Here is a 21,623-nt window from a genome sequence, read left to right as displayed (position 1 = left end):
AAACAGTTTTTCTGAATGTTCTAAATTAAATACAAAGAATTTGACATGCATAACAAAAGAAATATATTCCATATCCATTTGAAAAAGACCTTTTAAAACCCACGATTACTATATAAAATTAAGTAAGTAGTTTAACTGTATACATTTCAAATTCTCACGAGACCTCAATATATTGAATAAGCCCACCTCTCAAAAAGATACTATACATATTCCTTTCACAGTAGCATATTTAATCCTTTCGACATTAAAACTTACATAACGGAGGTATAACATGACAAACACAAAGGACATGCACTATATACTCGTCCTATACGGCATTCTTTTAGGCTCTATAGTAGGAGCTACAGTCTGGCTATTTTTAGTTACAATAAATATCGGCATTCACTTTATTTGGGGATACTTACCTACTATTTTCTCTTCTCCCCCGTATTACACTATTTGTGTAACAACTATCGGTGGTATTCTCGTTGGTTTAACCCAAAAATACTTCGGCATATATCCACGTCTTATGCCGGAAGTGATGGGTGAATATAAAAAAACTGGTAGAATTGAATACCGTTTTGTACATAAAGCTACTTTAACTGCGATTATCGTTTTAATATTTGGAGCTAGCTTAGGTCCCGAAGCAGCACTTGTTGGAATTATCGGTGGACTTTGTACATGGGTAGGGGATCGCTTTACATTTGCCTTAAAAGGAATGAATGAACTAACAGAGGTTGGAATTGGCGCTACTTTAAGTGTAATTTTTAACGCGCCATTATTCGGTTATTTAGCTCCAAATGAAAATGAGGGTGAGCAAATTAACGAATTTTCTAAAGGAAAAAAAGCAATTGTATATTTAGCTACCACTTTCGCTGGCTTTTCCGTTTATTTATTACTTAGTAAATTCGATAATCGCGGATCCTTTATCGTTGATTTTGGGGAAGGTTCCCTTTCTCTTAATGAATGGATCGCCTTTCTACCACTTGCTAGTATTGGTGCTATAGTTGGTTTCTTTTATTTCAAATTTGAATTCACATTAGAGAAATTAATCCATCCCTTCAGGGAATACAAACTATCACTTGGAATTATCGGTGGTATTTTATTAGGAATTACAGGAACTTTTCTCCCGTACACGTTATTCTCAGGAGAACATCAATTAAAAGATTTAGTCGTTGAATGGAGTCATTTATCTTTCTGGGTACTACTTCTTTCAGGTGTTTTAAAATTATGTATTACTGCCGTTTGTTTAAATACAGGTTGGCGCGGTGGACATATTTTCCCAATTATATTTGCTGGATCTAGTATCGGATATGCTATAGCTTCCATTATCCCGATAGATCCAATCGCTTCGGTAGCCATCGTCACGACAGCAATTTCAAGCTATGCATTAAGAAAACCAATTGCTATAACATTACTATTACTCATGTTTTTCCCGCTCAATTTACTATTACCGATGCTTGGAGCGGCAGCGATTGGTAATGCATTTCCACTTCCTAAAAATAACGAAGCTGCAAACGAATAAAAATAGGCAGTAGGGACAAAAGTTCCACTGCCTATTTTTATTACACACGTTGCTTCAATAACGCGTATAACTCTTCAAAATTTTGTACTTCATATGTTGGCACAATCTCGCTATTATTTGATTTCTTTTCTGGATTAAACCAACAAGTATCAATTCCCGCTACATATCCACCTTTCATATCAGCACTTAACGAATCCCCAATAATGAGCCCTTCTTCAGGGGAAAAATTAGGAATTCGTTCAAAAACATAATCAAAATACTCTTTCATCGGCTTTTGGAATCCCGTATCTTCAGAAACGAAAATATCTTTAAACAAGGCATGTAATCCTGCATTACGTAAACGTTTATCTTGCGTCTTAGAAATACCGTTTGTCACTATATATAAATCGTACTCACTTTGAATTTGACTTATAAATTCAAACGCACCTTGCATAAGTTGGTCTCCTTCTTCTAAGTAGCTACGATAATTATTTTCGAATAATACTCCATCTACTTCTTCCCCGTACTCTTTAAACAAAATTGAAAACCGCGTATTTACAACTTCATCACGGTTCATTTCACCTTCCTCAAAAGCATCCCAAAGACTTTTATTAATTTTTTTATAGTGCCCTTCAACCTCGCTAGTTAGAGGAATCCCTTTCTCTTCAAACAGCATACGTAACGCCATTTTCTCCGCCTTCTGAAAATCTAACAATGTATCATCTACATCAAATAGCAATGTTTTATATTTTTTCATAAGCCCTTCACACTCTCTTTTCTACAAAAACAAATTTACGTAAATCGTATCATTCCTTCTTGTAAACATAATAGGAGATATCTCATACTAAACATGAGGTGAAAATATGAAAGTCAGCAAAAATAGCGAAGAAATCTCTCATTACATGCAAACTTACAACGTCCATACTCTTTTTTCTTTTAATGTCTTACCGTATGCTGAACTACATTCCTTTCAAAAGAGAGAAAGGATATGTAATGAAGGCGTTGATGTTCCTTATCTTTATTACTTAATTTCCGGAAAAGCGAAAATATATATGAGTCACAAAAACGGGAAGGTCTCCTTAATTAACTTTATTCAAGCACCTTCGTTCATTGGAGAATTAGGGTTAATTGGCGTTGAATCCGTTACGAAAACGGTGGAAGTGATTGAAGATTGTATGTGCTTAGCGCTCCCTCTTAAAGATTGTCAGCATCTTTTATTGCAAGATGCTACCTTTCTACAGAAACTATGTAAATTTATCGGCGAAAAAACAATTAGCCGAACAGAAAGTTACGCCAAAAACAATAGTTATCCGTTCGAAAATCGATTAGCGGCTTTTATTCTATTAACAGAACAAAATAACAGTTATACAGAAAAACATACCGAGGCTTCGGAATACTTAAATGTCAGCTACCGCCATCTTTTATACGTATTAAACCAGTTTTGCCAGCAAAATTACTTAAAAAAAGACGGAAGAACCTATTACATACAAGATCGAATTCAATTAGAAAAACTGGCTGATGAACTTAAAATATAAAAAAGTAGCATTAACGTTTATCTGTTAATGCTACTTTTTTCGAGTGACGATTCTATTTTCAATTAAAATTTACTTGCCACTTTAGCTGCTTCTTCAAGACCAGCTGTAATGATTTCTTCTGCTTTATCTGGGAATTGGTTATGTCCTTCAATAACTACTGTTTCCATATTTGTTGCACCGAAGAAGCCCATCATGCTTGCTACATATTTAACAGCCATTTCTACTTCAGCTGCTGGACCTTCAGAATATACGCCGCCGCGCGCGTTTAATAATGCAATCTTCTTATCTCCAATTAGACCAACTGGACCTTCTGGCGTATATTTAAACGTTTTGCCAGCTCGGTTTAAATAATCAATATATGTGTGTAGCACTGCTGGAATCGTTAAGTTCCATAATGGGAAACCGAAAACGACTTTATCAGCTTCTAAAAATTGATTTAAATACTTATCAGCAACTGCTACTGCTTTTGCTTCCTCTTCAGTTAAATCAAATCCTTTACCTGCTTTGAATGTACCATTAATCATATCTACGCCTACATATGGTAATTCTTCTTTATATAAATCAAGTTCTACTACTGTATCATTTGGATGTGCTTCTTTATAGTTTGCTAAAAATGCCTCGTATAATTTCACACTAACTGCTTGTTCCGCTGGGCGGTTGTTTGCTTTTACAAATAAAACTGTTGCCATTGTTTTTCCTCCTAGTACTCACTCTTCTGTTGTTATATGCTTTCAAAAAAGGTATCCCTTGTAATTGTTGTTTTGTTGCTTACAAACATATTTTATCTTTATATCAAGACAATTTCGTCCTCACATAGACGTATTTTTCCATAAAAAAAGTCCACCTTCTAAAGGCGAACTAGGTCTTACGACTTTTGTCTTATACAATTCCATTTTTCACTGCATATAATGCTGCTTGCGTGCGATCAGATAAATTCAACTTACTCAAAATACTACTTACATGAGCTTTTACCGTTTTTTCTGTAATAACTAAAACAGAAGCGACCTCTTTATTACTCATTCCTTTCGCTAATAGCTGCAACACTTCATTTTCTCTCGCCGTTAGCACATCCACTTGAATAGAAGGTTCTTCTTCCTTTTCTTCCACAGGTAATGTTTGAGAGAGAAGAGTATTTGCTATATCTGGATGTAATTGAATATTACCTTTATATGCGCTTCGAATAGCTTCAACAAGCTGATCGGGTTCTACATCTTTTAAAATATACCCACTTGCCCCCGCCCTTAACGCTGGTAAAACATGCGCCTGATCAGAAAAGCTAGTTAATACAATTACTTTCACATTTGGATATTCTTTTTTGATGCACGCCGTCGCCTCGACACCATCCATTTCGGGCATATATAAATCCATTAATACAACATCAGGATTCGTCTCCCCTACTTTCACTAACGCTTCTTTCCCATTATTTGCTTCTCCAACTAACGCTAAATCTTCCTGTGTACTTAAGAAAAATGCTAATCCTTTTAAAACAACTGTATGATCATCAACTAACAATACTTTTATTTTCACAAACTTCCCTCATTTTCACATCATAATGGTACATTTACTTTTACACTTGTTCTTTTCTTATCACTTACAATTTTAATTGTTCCACCGACTAATTCTACTCTTTCGCGCATCGTAGTCATACCGAGTGATTTCTTCTCTTTTATATTCTTCTCTACAAAGCCGTTTCCTTGATCGACTATTTCTAATGATACATTCTTCTCCGTCACTTTGAAATAAATCGCCGCTTCTCTGACATTCGCATGTTTACTTACGTTATTTAAAGCTTCTTGTCCAATTCGCCATAGCGCTTCCTCTACTACGCGTGGCAAATCACGAACACCTGTAACTTGTTCCCGAATTTTCAATCCCAAACTTTCACCATATTGTTTTAAAGCTGGTAATAGTCCTTTCTCTAATCCCGCTGGACGTAGTTGCCAAATTAACGTCCTCATTTCTTTTAAAGCACCTTGCGATAACTCACGTATCTCATGCAAAGACTGATCTACCTTTTCGTTTTTCCCCTTTAAGACGGCTTCGGCACCTTTCGTCATAAAAGTTAATGAAAACAACTTTTGTGAAACAGAATCATGCAAATCTCTAGCTAAACGATTACGTTCTTCCAGTCGTACAAGTTCTCGGCGCTTTTCATTTAACCTTAAGTTCTCTATCATTAACGATATATGATTGGCTAACGCCTGTACTACATCTATCGTATTTATATCAAATTCTCCATTATTCGAACTTACACTTAGTACGCCAAATATATGATCTTGAATATGTATGGGAATGGCAATAACCGCACGATTAGGATGTACGATATTCCCAACCTGACTCTTTAACAAAACAGGCTCTTCTTTTTTCAGAGCTTCCTGTGCCGCTGACTTCAAATCCTCTTGTATCTCATCTATCTTACATGGGGCTCTTACAGCAAGTTCATTTTCTTCTCTAATAAAGAATACAACTTGCTCCCATAAAAATAACTTCCCTATTTGCTTTACAATCTCCTCTGGCAATGCATTAAATTTATGAATCGTCCTTAAAGCTTGAATAAATCGGTCTAACTTTACATAATAATGAGCCCTTCTCTTTTCATTTTCATACAATTTTGTACGTTTTAATGCTGTTCCAATTTGGAAAGCAACTGATTGTAATAGCACTAACTCTTCTTCAGAAAAATGCGTTTTACCTGGACTAGCCACATTTAATACGCCAAATTCATCTCCCCCCGCTTTTAGCGGCACTGTCGCATGATGCACAATCCCTTCTGTATCTCCCCAGTTATATTCAATCGCATTATTAATTCTCTTACATTCAATAATATTAACGGCTTTCTCTAGTTTCCCTTCCACAAATCGGTGTAAACACCAACAATTCCCCTCACACATCGGTCGTTTATTTTCAAATCTTAATCCCTCTGGTAATTGATAATCAATTAATTTTGTATATCTGCCATTTTCATCCGCAAGAAATATCCATCCTGTCGTTAAACCTGTTACATTCAACAGTTTTTCCAACACAGCTTGCAGCACATGATATGTATCATTTGAGGTGTTCAACGTCTCTGCAATCTCTTTTAATATAACTAATTCATTTGTACGATTCTCTTGAAACATAATTCGTCTCCTACATACAAGATTTTAAATCGCCCCTAAAGTAAATCATCTACTTTTCACTTTGTACTTATTCGTAACATTGATATAATGGTGAAAACATAGTTTTCATTATATCACTTGAGGGGGATTTCATAATGACATTAAATAAAGCACTTACTATCGCTGGTTCTGACACAAGTGGCGGTGCTGGTATACAAGCAGATTTAAAGACATTCCAAGAACTTGGTGTATACGGAATGACATCTCTTACGACAATCGTAACGATGGATCCACATAACGGTTGGGCACATAACGTATTCCCAATCCCAGCTTCTACATTAAAACCACAATTAGAAACGACAATTGATGGTGTTGGAGTAGATGCTTTAAAAACAGGTATGCTTGGATCAGTAGAAATTATTGAAATGGTTGCTGAAACAATCGAAAAACATAATTTCAAAAATGTAGTAGTTGACCCTGTTATGGTATGTAAAGGTGCTGATGAAGCATTACATCCTGAAACGAACGATTGCTTACGTGACGTTCTTGTTCCAAAGGCATTAGTTGTAACACCAAACTTATTTGAAGCTTACCAATTAAGTGGCATAAAGATTAATTCTCTTGAAGACATGAAAGAAGCAGCAAAAAAAATCCACGCTTTAGGTGCGAAATATGTCCTAATTAAAGGCGGTAGCAAGCTTGGTACGGAAACTGCAATCGACGTCCTATATGATGGAGAAACATTCGATCTTCTAGAATCAGAAAAAATTGATACGACAAATACACACGGCGCAGGTTGCACATATTCTGCTGCAATTACAGCAGAACTTGCAAAAGGAAAAACTGTGAAAGAAGCAGTAAAAACTGCTAAAGAATTTATCACAGCTGCTATCCGTTATTCATTCAAGATCAACGAATACGTAGGCCCAACACATCACGGTGCATATCGTAAATTCGTTGCATCAAAAGAACTTGTCTAACATATAAATAAAAACACCCACAGAGTTTATATATTTCCTCTCTGTGGGTGTTTTTTTATAAGCTCTTCTGGTCATCTTATCTTTAAGATGCAGAACTAACCTGATTTCTACCATTTCTTTTGGAGTAATATAATGCATCATCAGCAGCTTGAATAAATCGCTCTGGTGATTCTTCATACACTGAAATTCCTACTGAAACTGTAATTTTTATTTTTGTTCCATTTAGCAATTGAAATGGATGGTTTTCAACAGCCGTACGAACTTTTTCCCCCATACGCATTCCATAAGCTAATCCTTTCTGCGGTATCAAAAGCGCAAACTCTTCCCCACCCTTTCGAAAAGCCAAATCTGGAAACATTGAAACTTCTCGTAAAATATGCCCCATTTGTTTTAATACTTCATCTCCCGCAGGATGCCCATACGTATCATTTACACACTTAAAGTGATCAATATCTATAAGTAGTAAACAAAGTGAATCATTTTTCATACGCTTATTACCAATATGACGATTCATCTCTAAATCAAACTGTCTTACGTTTCCTAAACCTGTCAGTGCATCTATCGTTGCGTATTGCTTCATCGTTTGAAATAACTCATTGGATTGCAATACATAATTTGCGCTTATAAATGTGATATATGCTGCAACACCACTACAAACTAAATATAATACTATTATAGACATATCCTTAAATAAAATAGAAAGTGGAACCGTTAAAATAGATAAACTATATACATTAAACCAGATCCATCTTTTAAATATAGAAGCTTTCATCCGCCAAATGAAAATAATTCCAAAACCTATCAATACAATTGTATAACAAGCCAATTCAGAGGCTAAAGAGTATTCAGTAAAAAATAATCGGGTAATTAATATAATAGTAACTGTTATACTGCTAGCTATCGGACCTCCAATTATAATTGCCAAAATAACAGCTAAATAACGTAGATCCAACATAATATCTTCAATATGTACACCAAAATGCATCAACAGTACACTTAATATTCCAGTAAGAATACCTACTACACATTTCTGCCAAAAAGAGAACCCTTCTTTTAACGGTTTATCTCTTAAAAGCTGACCTCCAACAAAAATAAAGGAAAGAATAATTGTTGTGTTTACAAATAAGTCCCTTAACATAAAATAATCTCCCTACTTTTCTATCTATCCCTTTCCTTATTTTATTTTATACGAAATACCTATAATTCCCAAAGCTTTTTATTTATTTTTTGCTGTTCCACGTGAAACAGCAAAAAATAAAAAAGGACGAAAATTCGCCCTTTTCCTTAACAACACCGTGATATCTTTCCACCCTTTGCATTAAATCTAGCTTCTTGCGCTTCTGCAAAAAACTGTTTTTGACATACAACCTCTTCTTCTGGATGATGCTTTTTCATATGCTCTACATATGTTTCATAGCTTGGTACCCCAACGAGTAAACTAATAAAGTGTTTCCTTTTTCCCCATACTTTTCGTAGTCGTTTAAGCATAATAGTTCCTCGACTCACTTTCATCTCTAGAAATATATGGTGCCTCTTTTAGCGGCATCGGCTTATTTCTTAATACTTGAATCCAAATTCGAATCGCAGAAATTAATACAGCGATTACAACTATCATAAAAATTCCACAAAGCGCTGCATCAATATAATCATTGAAAATAATTTGTTTCATTTGAGCGACATTTTTAGCTGGTGCTAACACTTTCCCCTCATCTAATGCTCCCTGAAACACCTTTGCATGAGATAGAAATCCTATTTTAGGATTTTCATGAAATAGCTTTTGATAACCCGCCGTCATCGTTACAATAAGCAATCCGACAGTTGGAATAAGTGTCACCCAAACATATGCCTTTTTCCCCATTTTGAACAAAATTGTCGTTCCAAGTAATAATGCAATACCTGCTAACATTTGGTTTGCAATACCGAAAAGTGGCCATAATGTATTAATTCCACCAAGCGGATCTACTACCCCTTGGTATAAGAAATAACCCCATCCTAATACGCATAATGTTGTAGCTATCACATTCGCTAATGTAGAATCCGTTTTCGCAAATGGCTTATATACATGCCCTAAAATATCTTGAATCATAAATCGGCCTACACGCGTTCCAGCATCAATTGTCGTTAAAATGAATAGAGCTTCAAAGAGGATTGCAAAATGATACCAAAAGGCCATCATGGCTGTTCCACCTATTACTTGTGAGAAAATATATGCCATACCTATCGCTAACGTTGGTGCACCACCTGTGCGCGATAAAATCGTTTGCTCTCCAACGTTTACAGCAAGATCTTTTAGTTCATTTGGTGTAATAGCAAATCCCCATGAAGAAATAACTTGAGCTGCCTGCGAGACATCCGTACCGATAAGTGCTGCGGGACTATTAATTGCAAAATAAGTTCCTGGTGTTAATACACAAGCTGCAATCATCGCCATCGCCGCTACAAATGATTCCATTAACATTGCCCCATAACCGATTGGCTGTGCATGTCCCTCTTGTTCAATCATCTTTGGTGTCGTACCTGATGAAACGAGAGCATGGAATCCAGACACCGCACCACAAGCAATTGTAATAAATAAGAATGGGAATAGGTTTCCAGAGAAAACAGGACCTGTTCCATCGATAAATTTCGAAACTGCTGGCATTTGTAAATCTGGTGCTACAATTAAAATACCAATTGCTAATCCAACAATTGTTCCGACTTTTAAAAATGTGCTTAAATAATCACGTGGTGCTAAAAGCATCCAAACTGGTAAGGCCGATGCGATAAATCCATATACAATAAGCATAATAGCAATCGTTTCACCGCTAAACGTGAACATGCTTGCAAGCGTTGGATGCTCTGCTACATACTGTCCCCCAATAAGAGACAGTATAAGTAGAATAATTCCGATTACTGACCCTTCACCAACCCGGCCAGGCCTAATGTAGCGCATGTACACTCCCATTAAAATAGCAATAGGAATCGTTGCTGCTATTGTAAACATTCCCCAAGGACTTCCGACAAGCGCCTTTACTACCACTAATGCTAATACCGCTAATAAAATAATCATAATGCCTAAAATGCCTATCATTGCAATAAGCCCTGTAACAGGACCGATCTCATCTTTAATCATTTCTCCTAAAGATTTACCATTCCGTCTCATCGAAGCAAATAAAATTACAAAATCTTGTACAGCTCCAGCGACAACTACCCCAACAATAATCCATATTGTCCCTGGTAAATATCCCATTTGCGCTGCCAAAATCGGTCCTACTAAAGGGCCTGCCCCAGCAATTGCTGCAAAATGGTGCCCAAATAATACCCACTTATTTGTCGGAACATAATCTTTTCCATCGTTTAATGTATGGGCTGGCGTTTGCCGATTATTATCTAAACCAAATACCTTTCTCGCTATAAATCTACTATAAAAGCGGTAAGCAACTGCATACACACATACCGCAGCTACTAAGAGCCACACGGCATTAATAGTTTCACCTTGTGATAAAGCTATTACACCAAAAGCACCTGCGCCTACTGCTGCAATAACTCCCCATAGTAAAATCGACTTCAATGTTTTCACATACAATCCCCCCAATACTATCGCTTAGTGGGATTGTACTAAATTTTCTGAATATTTAATTTGAATCCTCCTTATCATGAAGGATTTTTAGTTTATCATGTTAAAAAATTCGCATTACCTACTATAATTCAATCTTATTTCGAAGTCGTTTCACATAATTACGACTAACTGGAATCGGTTGCTCATCATATTTATCTAAATACAGATTATATGTGCCATTATAATAAGGTTTTAGTTCTTGTACATATGACATATTAATTAAATAACTTTTATGCACACGTAAAAAATCATATACATTTAGCTTATTTTCCAGCTCTTGAAGTGTATATGTTGAAATATACTGATTATTTGTTGTATAAATTGAAACCGTTTTGTTTTCCTTATTTTTGCTTACATATACAATATCTTCAGGGAAAATATACCGAATTCCCTCTTGACCTTCTATCGGTAGTTTTCGCAAATAACTCTTTGCTTTCTCGCCTTGCTCTTTACACATTCTATATAAAAGGAATTGCAAATCTTCCTCACGAAATGGGCGTAGTAAATAATAAAATGCTTGAAACCGAAATGCCGTAATCGACTCTTCTATATCTTCACCCATAAAAATCAATTTCGTATAACAATTTACTTCCCGTAATAAACTCGCATATTCAAAACCAGTTCCATCTAGTAATTTTGAATTCAAGAAAACAAAATCTGGTGTATGCTTTTTCATGATCAATAATGATTCTGTTCCCGTATTCGCTTCAAAACATTCTACATTCCTTATATTTTCAGTAAATTTTTCAGCTAAACTTCTTCGCTCTTCTGCTTCTTCCATGATCAGTAAAATTTTCATTTCTTCAACCACCTAATTCTTTTGTCCATATGTCTTGTTGTATACATTCGCTTTTATAAGAAACATTCCCTTTTTCTTACTATACCATTATTTATCTAAAAAAACAGAAAAAAGGAAACCACAACGGTTCCCCCTACCCTTTCATTCCATTATTTGTAGGAAGTAACACCCACTGAATGCGAAGAAATGAGTGTTACTTCCCCAAAAACACAATTGGTGCTGGCTAATAATCAGTGGAGATAAATCCCTCACCGATTAAACTTTCACCTTATACTAATTCTCGTTGCTTCGTTTCTTGCCCAAGTACAATTACAGCAACTACGCCAATTAAAATTGATCCACAGAAAATCGTAAATATTAGTGATAGTGAAGCCTGTGAAGCAACTAAATATCCTACTAATAGCGGCCCAAGAATACCACCAATACGACCGAATGCTGCTGCCATCCCTGCACCTGTACCACGAATAACCGTTGGATACTGTTCCGGTGTATAAACGTATAATGCACCCCAAGCACCTAAATTGAAGAAGGATAGTAACATGCCTGCTACGATTAATATCGTTAATGACTCTGCCACTCCAAACAAGTAAGCACTACATGCTGTACCGATTAAATACGTAACTAAAACGAACTTACGACCAAGTCGTTCAATAAACCAAGCAGCCGTGAAATATCCTGGCAATTGAGCTAACGTCATAATAAGTACGTACTGAAAACTTTTTATTAAACTAAATCCTTTTAATACCATTACACTAGGTAACCAAAGGAACATCCCATAGTAAGAAAAGACAACAGAAAACCATAGAATCCATAACATAATTGTTGCCTTACGATATTCACCAGACCAAACTAACTTTACATTTTCGATAACAGATGGTCTTTTTTCAGCCTTTTGAAATTTGGGAGAATCCGGTAAATTCCATCTTAAATATAAAGCATATAGTGCCGGAACCGCGCTCAATACCATTGCAACTTCCCAACCATATTTCGGAATAACAAAATACGAGATAAGGGCTGCAATTAGCCATCCACCTGCCCAAAAGCTTTCTAATAGCACAACTATTTTGCCACGTTCATGCGCTTCAACGCTCTCTGATACTAATGTAGATGCGACTGGAAGCTCTCCGCCAAGCCCCATACCAATTAAAAATCGTAAAACAAGGAACATCGCAAGTGTCGTCGTTAAAGCAGTTAAACCACTACCGATAGAAAATAGTAATAATGTAATAATAAAGACTGATTTCCGCCCTATTTTATCTGATAGTATTCCAAAAACGAGCGCTCCGACTGCCATACCAATCGAATTAACGCTGCCTATCCAGCCCATTTCTTGCGTACTTAATCCCCAATCTTTTTGCAGTGCTACCATTACAAATGAAAGCATTCCAACATCCATTGCATCAAATAACCATCCAAGCCCTGCTATACCAAGTAGCTTTCGCTTCGAAATTTCTTTCACCTTGCCCACAAGAAGTCCTCCTTACACAGCTGTCTTTACACATCATTTTACATGTGTGAATTGTATAAGTAAAATACTTTCGTTCAAAAATTCTCCTTCATCATTCCCCAAAAGTAAAATACTTATCACACTATTTGAGGGCAGTAAGACTCCTACCTCAAAATTCAGCTGAAACAAAAAGGTTAAATTGAAGACCAACTGCCATTAAACGTCCAATTGGTGAGGGTTAACCATCAGTGGTGGATGAGCAAAACCTCACTTTATTAAAAATGACCAAATAAAAAAGTAGCGATATTCCGCTACTTTTTCGAACGCATGACTTCTTTTAAAAATTCCGCTAATACTAACTGACGACGCCAGCGCGTTGGATTACTACACAATCTATAAAACCACTCTAAGTTAATCGCTTGAATCCATTTTGGTGCACGTTTTACCTCTCCAGCCCATACATCTAAACTTCCGCCCACTCCAACAGCCATCTTCGTTTCTAAACGATGCTTATTAGTTTGGATAAAATTCTCTTGTCTTGGGAAACCAAGCGCGACAAGTAATAAATCTGGTTTTGCTTCTTGAATGCGAGAAACGATACTCTCTTCTTCTTCTTGTTTAAAGTACCCATCTTGTGTACCCACAATAGATACAGCTGAATATGTCTTCGTTAAATGATCTGCTGCAGCTTGTACAACATGCGGTTTTGCACCAAGTAAGAAAACAGATACCGGTTTATTCTCCTCTGATAACTTTGCAAATAGATTACACATTAAATCAAAACCTGCTACACGTTCCTTTACAGGTGTACCTAACATACCACTTGCTTTTACAACTCCAATACCGTCAGGTGTAATTAAATCTGTATTTAATAATGTTTTATGGAATGTTTCATCCTTTTTTGCACACATAACAATTTCAGGATTTGCTGTTACTACCTGAAAAGTATGAGTTCGCTCCAATTCTAGTTGTCCCTTCAAATATTGGATCGTTTCATCCATTGTCATTGTAGAAAAAGGAACACCTAGAATATCAACCGTTTTTACTTCCATGATTAACTATCCTCTCTATTTCAGTAAAAGTTTTTTATATGCATTATAAGTATCTTCATACAAATTCTTTAGCGAGAAATGAGTAGATGCATGATTATATAAACGATTTCCCATCGCTTCTAATTCACCATTCAACCATTTTTCATAAGCATTTTCTAACGCGTTTGCTAACGAATCTGCATCACCAATCGGTACAATCCATCCATACGTATCATCAACTATTAACTTTTTCATATCACCTACATTTGTTGCAATAGATGTTAAGCGTTGATTAGCCGCCTCTAATAAAACAAGAGGGAAGCTTTCGCTATAAGAGGTTAACAAATTAATGTGTGCAGATGCATATAATTCTTTTGAATCTGTACGAAAACCTAGAAAAATCACCTTATCCTCTAAGCCCTTTTGTTTCACCATCTCTTTTAATTCTGCTTCTATAGGTCCATCACCAAGCAAGAGCACCTTTATATTTGGAATTTTAATTTTTTGTAACGCTTCAAATAAAATATCATGACCTTTAACAGGATGAAGACGCGCTACTTGAACAGCTGTAAATACTCCTTCATCAATGCCAAATTCACTTTTATCATAAGGTTTTGCTGGAGTATTATCATACTCGATTCCATTATAAACCGTACAAATCTTCTCTTCTGGTACACCTAGTTTTATTATGTTTCTCTTAAAGTTTTCCGTAATTGCAAAGAATAAATCTACCTTCCTGAAAGAACGTAAATTTAACTTCGTAAATACCCATCCTTTTAATCCCCTCTTCATAAAATCCAAAGTTGGATCACTGTGGACAGTCATTATCCATTTCGCTTTTATACCTTTTTTCAAGAGGGAGAGATAGAAATTTGCTCGTGCGCCATGTGTATGCACAATGTCAAATTGATTTTCATTAATAAATGCTTTTATTTTTGAAAGAATTGATAGGTCGTACCGAGATGATTGGGTAAAAACATGCACTTGAATACCAAGGTTTCTCGCCTCTCTAGCAATCGCACCTTCTTCAAATACCATTAATTCCACTTCTTCCTTTGAAAATTGAGATAAAAGTGAAATAATATGTGTTTTCCCCCCACCTTCTTCTGCACCAGCATTCATATGCAACACTTTCATTTCTTACATCCCCCATTTTTTCTTTTTATTTACTATAACAAAATAAAAGCTAACATATGCTAGCTTTTATTTTTCTATCATTCAATTTCCAAGTCAACTATTAAATATGCCATGATTATTACTAAGTAGAAACTCACTCCAGGTGCAATTAAAATATGACCAGCCATGAATGAGATACCTAATCCGAGAAGTATTGCTGCAATCATCATTGCATATTTCACTGTGAATATTTGTTTAAATTTAGTAAATATACATGCAATAAATTTAATACCAAAGTATAAGAATGGAATTACAAGTAAAATGAACCCTATGATTCCGAAAGAATAGAACCAATCGTGGAAGTCACGTTCAATTAATTTCGGCTGTTCTTTATAGTTACCAGCATAACCCATTCCTAATAATTTTTGAGACATTGGGGCTTCATTATAGAAATCTTTATACATCTGTTCAAATAATTGACGCCCACTAAAAATAAGAGCTTGCGTTTCTTCTTTCTTCTCCGCTACTTTTTCTTTTGCTTTTTCTTTCTCTTTTTCTTGCTCTGTCACAGGAGGTTTGTGCTCTTTAGCTTCCTCCTTCTTTTTCTCTTCCTTTTTCGCACTCTGTTCTTGTTCAATTAATTGGAAATGGAATCCCATATTTTTCATAAACGGTGAAAAAGGTGTATATGCCAATATGCCTACAAATACAGTTATTGCAAGAAAACCATTTAATAAATAGGCATGTTTCTTTCCATCTTTACGCTGTGTAAATGCCTGAATAAAGCACATAACAACTGCGATAGCCATTGATCCAAAGATTGCTCCTACGCCAACCTTTGTCCCAATTGCAAATAGTGAATAAACAACTAAAATTGAAGGAATCCAATAGTACGCTTTACCTATACTTTTTGTTCTTTCAATTGAATACAAAATAACAATTGGACACATGATGGCTAAAATAGATCCTAGCTCGTTACCTGCATAAAACCAACCGCGTGATCCTAACTTTACCCATTCATAACTATTATAATCTGTTCCAGTAGTAATCGAAGCTACCATGACTACTCCTATAATTAGCGATGCATACGTAACATAGTCACGCATTTTTGAATTTGAATGGCTTTTCTCTTTTAAAGACTTAAATACAAATACATAACAAGTAAGCATAACAAACGGATATAATGCTTTTGCTATAAACTTAATTTCCTCTGTAAGTACCATAGGATCTTTTGTAAGCTTGTTATTTACCAATCCGATGGTGAAGACTATTCCTACTAAGATTATATACAATATATATTTTATATTTCCTTGTTTCTTCGTTTGAATTAAAATATATATCCCGCTTAGGAACATAACGAATAAGCGTGTAATAACTCCAATGGTCGTATCAATTTTTAAAACCATTATACAGAATGCCGTGAGCAAATCTAAAATTGGTTGCAACAAAATAAAGATTAATAGAAAATTTTCAAATTTATTACTTTTACTATTTTCGCTTAACATCTAGAACCTCCATAACTATTACCTAATTTCAATCTATACTGTTAATATTTTTTTCTTATCTCAAATATTTATTATAACATATATTTTTTAATTAAACGCCTCACATTTCTCCCCAGCCTTACCTTATAGAAAAAAGCATATTTGCATTTTCAAGCGCTTTCTTTCCTCATTTTTTCTTTTTTTCTACATGTAAAGAAAATGCGTTGTTATTTACATAACTTTAGTGTATATTTTTTCTCTGGAACATCTTTAGGAGGAAGGGATTACAGCAATGTTATTAATCGACATATTTACGTTTCTTGGCATTATCGCCGCTGCTATTTCCGGTACATTAGTTGGTTTAAAAAAAGATTTAGATTTATTCGGTGTCCTTTGTTTAGCTGTAGCTACAGCGCTCGGCGGCGGTATTATTCGTGATATTATGATCGGTAACCTGCCTCCTGTCGCATTTGTTAAACCCATTTACTTTTTCGTAAGCGTATTATCAGCATTATTTACTTGTATGTTTTTTGAGCGTATCAATAAACTGCAAGTCGTTATTATGCTTTCTGATGCTGTTGGCTTAGGTGTTTTTACAGCTATTGGTGCAAATGCAGCAATGTCACATCATGTTGACGCCTCATTTTTAGTTGTTTCAATGGGAGTCATTACAGGTATTGGAGGCGGTATTTTGCGTGACATTTGCGCTCAAGATATCCCCTACGTATTCCGAAAAGAGATTTACGCAATCGCTTCTATCTTAGGAGCAATTAGTTTCCTAATCACATATGCAATGGGGGCACACGTACTAGCTTTCTATGTTTGTTTATTAGTAACATTTATTATTCGTGTTGTCACTGTAATATATAATGTACATTTCCCTGTTTTCTTTAAAACACATGCTAAAATTAATAAAGGCCATTAAGAGAATTCTACACAGAATTCTCTTAATTTATATACTATTCTACACACTAATATAGAGTAATTGTATATAAAAATATATAATTATATTAGAACCAAAAATGAAAACGCTTTATACACAGGGGGAAGAACGATGCTTCGGTTTTTTAAAAAACATACAAATAAAACAAACGCCAGTATACTTGAATTAAGTAAGGATCAAAAAATCACTTTTAACGTGCCTACTAATTCTGAACTGAAAATTCAAATGGATATGCTACATATTTCAAAAGAAGATTTACAAATCGTAAAGGTACTACAGCCCTTTATTTATGAAGAAATTGATTGGATTACGGAAAAATTCTATGCCAATATTACAAAGCAGCCTAATTTAACTACTATTATTGAACGTTATAGCTCTATTCCAAAACTAAAGCAAACTTTAAAAACACATATAAAGGAATTATTCAGCGGAGATATGCACGAAGATTTTATTGAACAACGTGTTAGAATTGCCAAAAGACATGTACAAATTGGTTTACATAGAAAATGGTATACTGCCGCTTATCAAGAATTATTCCGCTCTATCATGAAGATTTTGCAAACAAAAATTACAACAATTGACGATTTTTCTTATTCTATAAACGTAATAAACAAATTATTCACCCTTGAACAAGAGCTCGTTATTGCGGCTTATGAATCTGAATATGAAAGAATGCAAAAAGAACATGAAAAAGAAAAAGAAATAACAGCTATGACCATTACGCATATTGCAACAGAACTAGCATCTGTATCTGAAAAAACGAGTGCTTCTATTCAACAGTTAACCGCTAAATCTGAAACTATTGTAGAAATTGCCAAAACAGGTACATCATTAGCTACAACATCAGAAGAAAAAGCGAATAAAGGGAAAGAACAATTAAATCAACAGAATAAACGAATGGAATACATTCAAACAAACATGGAAACGATTATTACAGATACTCATGAACTTCTCGATATTTCTAACAAAATTAACGAGATTATAGACATTGTAAAATCAATTGCAGAGCAAACAAATTTGCTCGCACTAAATGCTGCTATTGAATCTGCACGTGCTGGGGAATTTGGCAAAGGCTTTTCTGTTGTAGCTGGAGAAATTCGCAAGTTATCAGAGCAAACGAAAGAATCTATATTCAACGTTACAAAGCTCGTTGAAAAAACAAATGAACAAATTGTTCGTGTCTCTTCTTCAGTGAAACAAATTAGCTCCCTCGTATCTGAAGGAACGGATAGTATGTCTGCAACAGATCAATACTTCCAAGAAATTGTAAAAGACATGTCTAACTCGAAAGAACAGAATAAAAAAATTGAAAATGAGTTAGAAACCATTTCACAAGTAATGAAAGGAATTCAAGACGATTCCTCAAAAATGGCTCTAACAGCTGATAGTTTACAACTAGAACTGAATAGATAGGGTGAAGCTTATGTCAGTAGAGATTCTTCATCTCTGCTGACTCTTAGTCCTCATCTTCCATCCATAAAAAAAGAATCCAAACTGGATTCTTTTTATTTTCTGAAGAATATTTTTTGACAATAAACATAACTCATATAAACACCAAAGCTTTGCAAAATAAACAAGGCTGGCACAATAAGATTGTAATATGCCATATCTACTTGGAAGAGCCTTAACAATACGTATCCGCCAATTAACAAAACGAACAACATATATCCTTCGTTTTGTTGTTTCTTAATAAGAAAGTGTAATAAAGCTATCGACATAAATAATGTTACCGCTATATATATAAGTTTTTCACATTTAAATAGAATAGAATGTATTCCCTCACCTGAGAATTGATTAATTACTGGCTTTAAAAGTTTAAATCTTTCTTCTTCAATCTCTTTTAGCTTTTGATCAATATGCTCTGTTACGTTTTGATTCTTTGTTATTTTTTCCTCATTTTTACTTTTTCCAATTAAAACAGATTGAACATACGTCTCATTTGAAATTGTATATTGTGACATTCCCATTGTCTGAATTCCATAACTCACACCAAAATGAGCACTATAAAATAGAATAAGTATCCCTATCATCTTTAATAGTACTTTTTGCTTCATTGCTGATTGAAAGAGTTCAATTAACAACACATATACAGCAATAAAAATAGGAAGAAATAATCCTATTGGGAAAATCATATTACTGCATGCAAATAAAATTGCTGAAAGTACCCACATATAAGGATGATCTAAACCTTTATATAAAAGTATGTAGCAAGCCAAATAAAATAAAAATATTGCGAGCGATTCTGATGTTAATAAGGAACTCATAAATATATTCGGAATATATAAAGCGTAAAATACAGACGCAATACGGCCGCATTCTTCTCCGAAAACCATTGCTGCAATACGATAAATGAAAAATGCAGTCCCTGTGCAAAATAAAATATTAAATAACTGCAATGCGAATACTGTATCGCCAAATACACGAATAATTATTGATTCATAAATAATAAAAGGTAACTGCGCTATGCTCTCTACGTTATTACCAATTGCAATCTGCTTTGCAGACTCAAACATAGCTTTCATATCACCAATTATTGGAACGTCTACAAATAGAACCATACTAAGTCTCACAATTATAGATGTACTCATAAGAAAAACAAGAAATTGTTTTTCTGTAAAGCGATACTGTAAAATCGATGCCACTAACAACATAAGAATAACAAAAATAACCAATACAATTGTTACACTTGTTGTACTGTCGCCAAAAAATTGTTTACTTGTTTCAAACGCTGACCAACAACTATAAACAAAAAATGCGAGCATCGCACCAATCATTATTTTACTAAAAAAAGACGAAAAATTTGTTTGTATATGCTTCATATGTCCATTGCACCTCTATTTCCATTCATAACAAAACGATTCTATCATGAATAGGTACACAGCTGATAGGGAATTTCTATGACAAATACAGGGTCCTAATTTTTTCACTTGCAATGTAAGCGAATCCTCTTTTACACTACACTTTATATAGTAATAAATTTTCTTTCAGTTACATGAATACAAATACAGAAGTTTTACTAACCCTCTTCTGGAATTCTTTACTTCATTAAATATCTATTGATTTTTAATTTTTTGTACTCCACTTACAATACATGTCATTCTGATTGAAAACAGAAAATAGGGGCTGACCATATGGAAAAGAAATTCATGCGAGAATCCAAAGCAATTAAAACAACACGTGTTTTTCCGAATGATTTAAATAATCATCAAACACTTTTCGGAGGAAAATTATTAGCGGAAATTGATAGTATCGCTTCAATTGCAGCTGCAARACATAGCCGTAAACATTGCGTAACGGCATCTATCGATTCTGTTGATTTTTTAACTCCAATTCACCAAGCAGATTCTGTTTGTTACGAAGCATTCGTATGTTATACAGGAAAATCTTCGATGGAAGTGTTCGTAAAAGTAATTGCAGAGAATTTATTAGCAGGCGAACGTAGAATAGCTGCAACATGTTTCATTACATTCGTTGCATTAAAAGATGGAAAACCTTCATCTGTCCCACAAGTACTACCTGAAACGGAAGAAGAACATTGGCTACACACAACTGGTTCTGAGCGTGCAGAAATTAGAAAAAAAGGGCGTGTAAAAAGCAAAGAAATGGCTGAAGTTTTAACTTTAAGTAAACCTTGGAGTATATAGGCCTTCACCATTAAAACATCTTTTGAGCGAATAGCTATCACATATTCGCTCATTTTTTATAAACAATTTCACACCTTCATACAACCATTACTCCTTTTCACACATATTATGTAATATTTTTATACATACCCGTTCGCTATTAACTTTTTCTAATTGATAAAATCTCATTTATCCCGCTATTTTCGGGCTGTAAAACTACCGTGTAGCAAAGACTTTAGGCGGGAGCCCTGTTGCCCGTAAACGCCCAATTGATGAGTGCTGATAATCAATAGGAAATGTACACCCCCCCACTGATTAAAGTTTCACTTTATAATACAGTTCGATCCCATCAACAGTTGCTTTACAAAGTTTATGTAGGGTACACTTATACGGGTGGTCAACAAACAATTTAAGGATTTGTAAACAGTGTAGAAAACACCTTACACTTCATTATATTGAGAGAATTAACTCTAGTGAAAAAACTGG

At 34.8% G+C, this 21,623-nt stretch carries 19 protein-coding genes and 1 pseudogene; 7 read left to right on the top strand and 13 right to left on the bottom strand.

Annotation, left to right across the window (positions count from 1 at the left end; all coding sequences use genetic code 11):
- The first annotated feature begins 271 nt into the window (after positions 1-271).
- Positions 272-1,504: a chloride channel protein gene (locus tag AC1DMU_RS15680; protein ID WP_088065060.1), complete on the top strand. Its 1,233-nt coding sequence runs from the start codon at positions 272-274 to the stop codon at positions 1,502-1,504.
- A gap of 40 nt (positions 1,505-1,544) precedes the next feature.
- Here AC1DMU_RS15680 and AC1DMU_RS15675 read toward each other — a convergent pair whose 3' ends face one another.
- Positions 1,545-2,240, bottom strand: a complete 696-nt coding sequence (locus AC1DMU_RS15675) for a YjjG family noncanonical pyrimidine nucleotidase (protein WP_048542774.1) — start codon at positions 2,238-2,240, stop codon at positions 1,545-1,547.
- A gap of 106 nt (positions 2,241-2,346) precedes the next feature.
- On the opposite strand from AC1DMU_RS15675, the gene AC1DMU_RS15670 reads away from it, so the two are divergent.
- Positions 2,347-3,018 carry a transcriptional regulator YeiL gene (locus tag AC1DMU_RS15670; protein ID WP_087981907.1) on the top strand — a complete coding sequence of 224 codons (672 nt, stop codon included), beginning with the start codon at positions 2,347-2,349 and terminating at the stop codon, positions 3,016-3,018.
- A gap of 62 nt (positions 3,019-3,080) precedes the next feature.
- Here the strand turns inward: AC1DMU_RS15670 and AC1DMU_RS15665 are convergent, their stop codons facing one another.
- From AC1DMU_RS15665 to AC1DMU_RS15655, 3 genes are all read right to left on the bottom strand, one after another.
- Entirely contained in the window at positions 3,081-3,707 is a 627-nt protein-coding gene (locus tag AC1DMU_RS15665; RefSeq protein WP_000246726.1) for an FMN-dependent NADH-azoreductase, read from the bottom strand.
- A 190-nt stretch (positions 3,708-3,897) separates the two neighbouring features.
- A complete protein-coding gene (locus AC1DMU_RS15660; RefSeq protein WP_088065061.1) occupies positions 3,898-4,545 on the bottom strand; it encodes a response regulator in 648 nt (215 codons plus the stop codon).
- Between the two features lie 20 nt (positions 4,546-4,565).
- Positions 4,566-6,137: a GAF domain-containing sensor histidine kinase gene (locus AC1DMU_RS15655; RefSeq protein ID WP_088065062.1), complete on the bottom strand. Its 1,572-nt coding sequence runs from the start codon at positions 6,135-6,137 to the stop codon at positions 4,566-4,568.
- A 134-nt stretch (positions 6,138-6,271) separates the two neighbouring features.
- Between AC1DMU_RS15655 and pdxK the strand changes: the two genes are divergently transcribed.
- On the top strand, positions 6,272-7,096 hold the full coding sequence (gene pdxK / locus AC1DMU_RS15650; RefSeq protein WP_088065063.1) for a pyridoxine/pyridoxal/pyridoxamine kinase: 825 nt from the start codon (positions 6,272-6,274) through the stop codon (positions 7,094-7,096).
- Between the two features lie 82 nt (positions 7,097-7,178).
- Here the strand turns inward: pdxK and AC1DMU_RS15645 are convergent, their stop codons facing one another.
- From AC1DMU_RS15645 to AC1DMU_RS15610, 8 genes are all read right to left on the bottom strand, one after another.
- Positions 7,179-8,234, bottom strand: a complete 1,056-nt coding sequence (locus AC1DMU_RS15645) for a GGDEF domain-containing protein (RefSeq protein ID WP_088065064.1) — start codon at positions 8,232-8,234, stop codon at positions 7,179-7,181.
- 146 nt (positions 8,235-8,380) lie between these two features.
- The gene (locus tag AC1DMU_RS15640; protein WP_000919820.1) at positions 8,381-8,584 is read right to left on the bottom strand and encodes a YbdD/YjiX family protein; all 204 of its coding nucleotides are present in this window, start codon (positions 8,582-8,584) and stop codon (positions 8,381-8,383) included.
- Positions 8,577-10,655, bottom strand: a complete 2,079-nt coding sequence (gene cstA, locus AC1DMU_RS15635; protein ID WP_088065065.1) for a carbon starvation protein CstA — start codon at positions 10,653-10,655, stop codon at positions 8,577-8,579. The genes AC1DMU_RS15640 and cstA overlap by 8 nt, the downstream gene beginning before the upstream one ends.
- A 121-nt stretch (positions 10,656-10,776) precedes the next feature.
- Positions 10,777-11,493, bottom strand: a complete 717-nt coding sequence (locus tag AC1DMU_RS15630) for a LytR/AlgR family response regulator transcription factor (protein ID WP_048542790.1) — start codon at positions 11,491-11,493, stop codon at positions 10,777-10,779.
- Positions 11,494-11,761: 268 nt separating this feature from the next.
- Complete coding sequence (locus AC1DMU_RS15625) at positions 11,762-12,961, bottom strand: MFS transporter (RefSeq protein ID WP_088065066.1); 1,200 nt, start codon at positions 12,959-12,961, stop codon at positions 11,762-11,764.
- Between the two features lie 290 nt (positions 12,962-13,251).
- Complete coding sequence (locus tag AC1DMU_RS15620; protein ID WP_046955475.1) at positions 13,252-13,992, bottom strand: WecB/TagA/CpsF family glycosyltransferase; 741 nt, start codon at positions 13,990-13,992, stop codon at positions 13,252-13,254.
- Between the two features lie 15 nt (positions 13,993-14,007).
- On the bottom strand, positions 14,008-15,108 hold the full coding sequence (locus AC1DMU_RS15615) for a glycosyltransferase family 4 protein (RefSeq protein ID WP_088065067.1): 1,101 nt from the start codon (positions 15,106-15,108) through the stop codon (positions 14,008-14,010).
- A 77-nt stretch (positions 15,109-15,185) separates the two neighbouring features.
- On the bottom strand, positions 15,186-16,592 hold the full coding sequence (locus AC1DMU_RS15610) for an O-antigen ligase family protein (RefSeq protein ID WP_088065068.1): 1,407 nt from the start codon (positions 16,590-16,592) through the stop codon (positions 15,186-15,188).
- Between the two features lie 271 nt (positions 16,593-16,863).
- Here AC1DMU_RS15610 and AC1DMU_RS15605 point away from each other — a divergent pair, with 271 nt between their 5' ends.
- The 3 genes and pseudogenes from AC1DMU_RS15605 to AC1DMU_RS15595 all read left to right on the top strand — a co-directional run bounded on the left by AC1DMU_RS15605 (position 16,864) and on the right by AC1DMU_RS15595 (position 18,927).
- Positions 16,864-17,496 carry a trimeric intracellular cation channel family protein gene (locus AC1DMU_RS15605; protein WP_000924376.1) on the top strand — a complete coding sequence of 211 codons (633 nt, stop codon included), beginning with the start codon at positions 16,864-16,866 and terminating at the stop codon, positions 17,494-17,496.
- A 129-nt stretch (positions 17,497-17,625) separates the two neighbouring features.
- Positions 17,626-18,123 (top strand): annotated as a pseudogene (locus tag AC1DMU_RS15600) (protoglobin family protein); the annotation flags it as partial.
- Between the two features lie 63 nt (positions 18,124-18,186).
- Positions 18,187-18,927, top strand: coding sequence for a methyl-accepting chemotaxis protein (locus AC1DMU_RS15595; RefSeq protein WP_371399406.1), 741 nt, complete (start codon positions 18,187-18,189; stop codon positions 18,925-18,927).
- Positions 18,928-19,019: 92 nt separating this feature from the next.
- On the opposite strand, the gene AC1DMU_RS15590 is transcribed toward AC1DMU_RS15595, so the two are convergent.
- Positions 19,020-20,333, bottom strand: coding sequence for an ArnT family glycosyltransferase (locus tag AC1DMU_RS15590; RefSeq protein ID WP_088065069.1), 1,314 nt, complete (start codon positions 20,331-20,333; stop codon positions 19,020-19,022).
- 312 nt (positions 20,334-20,645) lie between these two features.
- On the opposite strand from AC1DMU_RS15590, the gene AC1DMU_RS15585 reads away from it, so the two are divergent.
- The gene (locus tag AC1DMU_RS15585; RefSeq protein WP_476941529.1) at positions 20,646-21,158 is read left to right on the top strand and encodes an acyl-CoA thioesterase; all 513 of its coding nucleotides are present in this window, start codon (positions 20,646-20,648) and stop codon (positions 21,156-21,158) included.
- Positions 21,159-21,623 lie beyond the last annotated feature (465 nt).

Source organism: Bacillus sp. 01N45 (assembly GCF_056399205.1).
The sequence above is the reverse complement of the archived record's forward strand: the minus strand, read 5'-3'. Positions and strand labels throughout refer to the sequence as shown.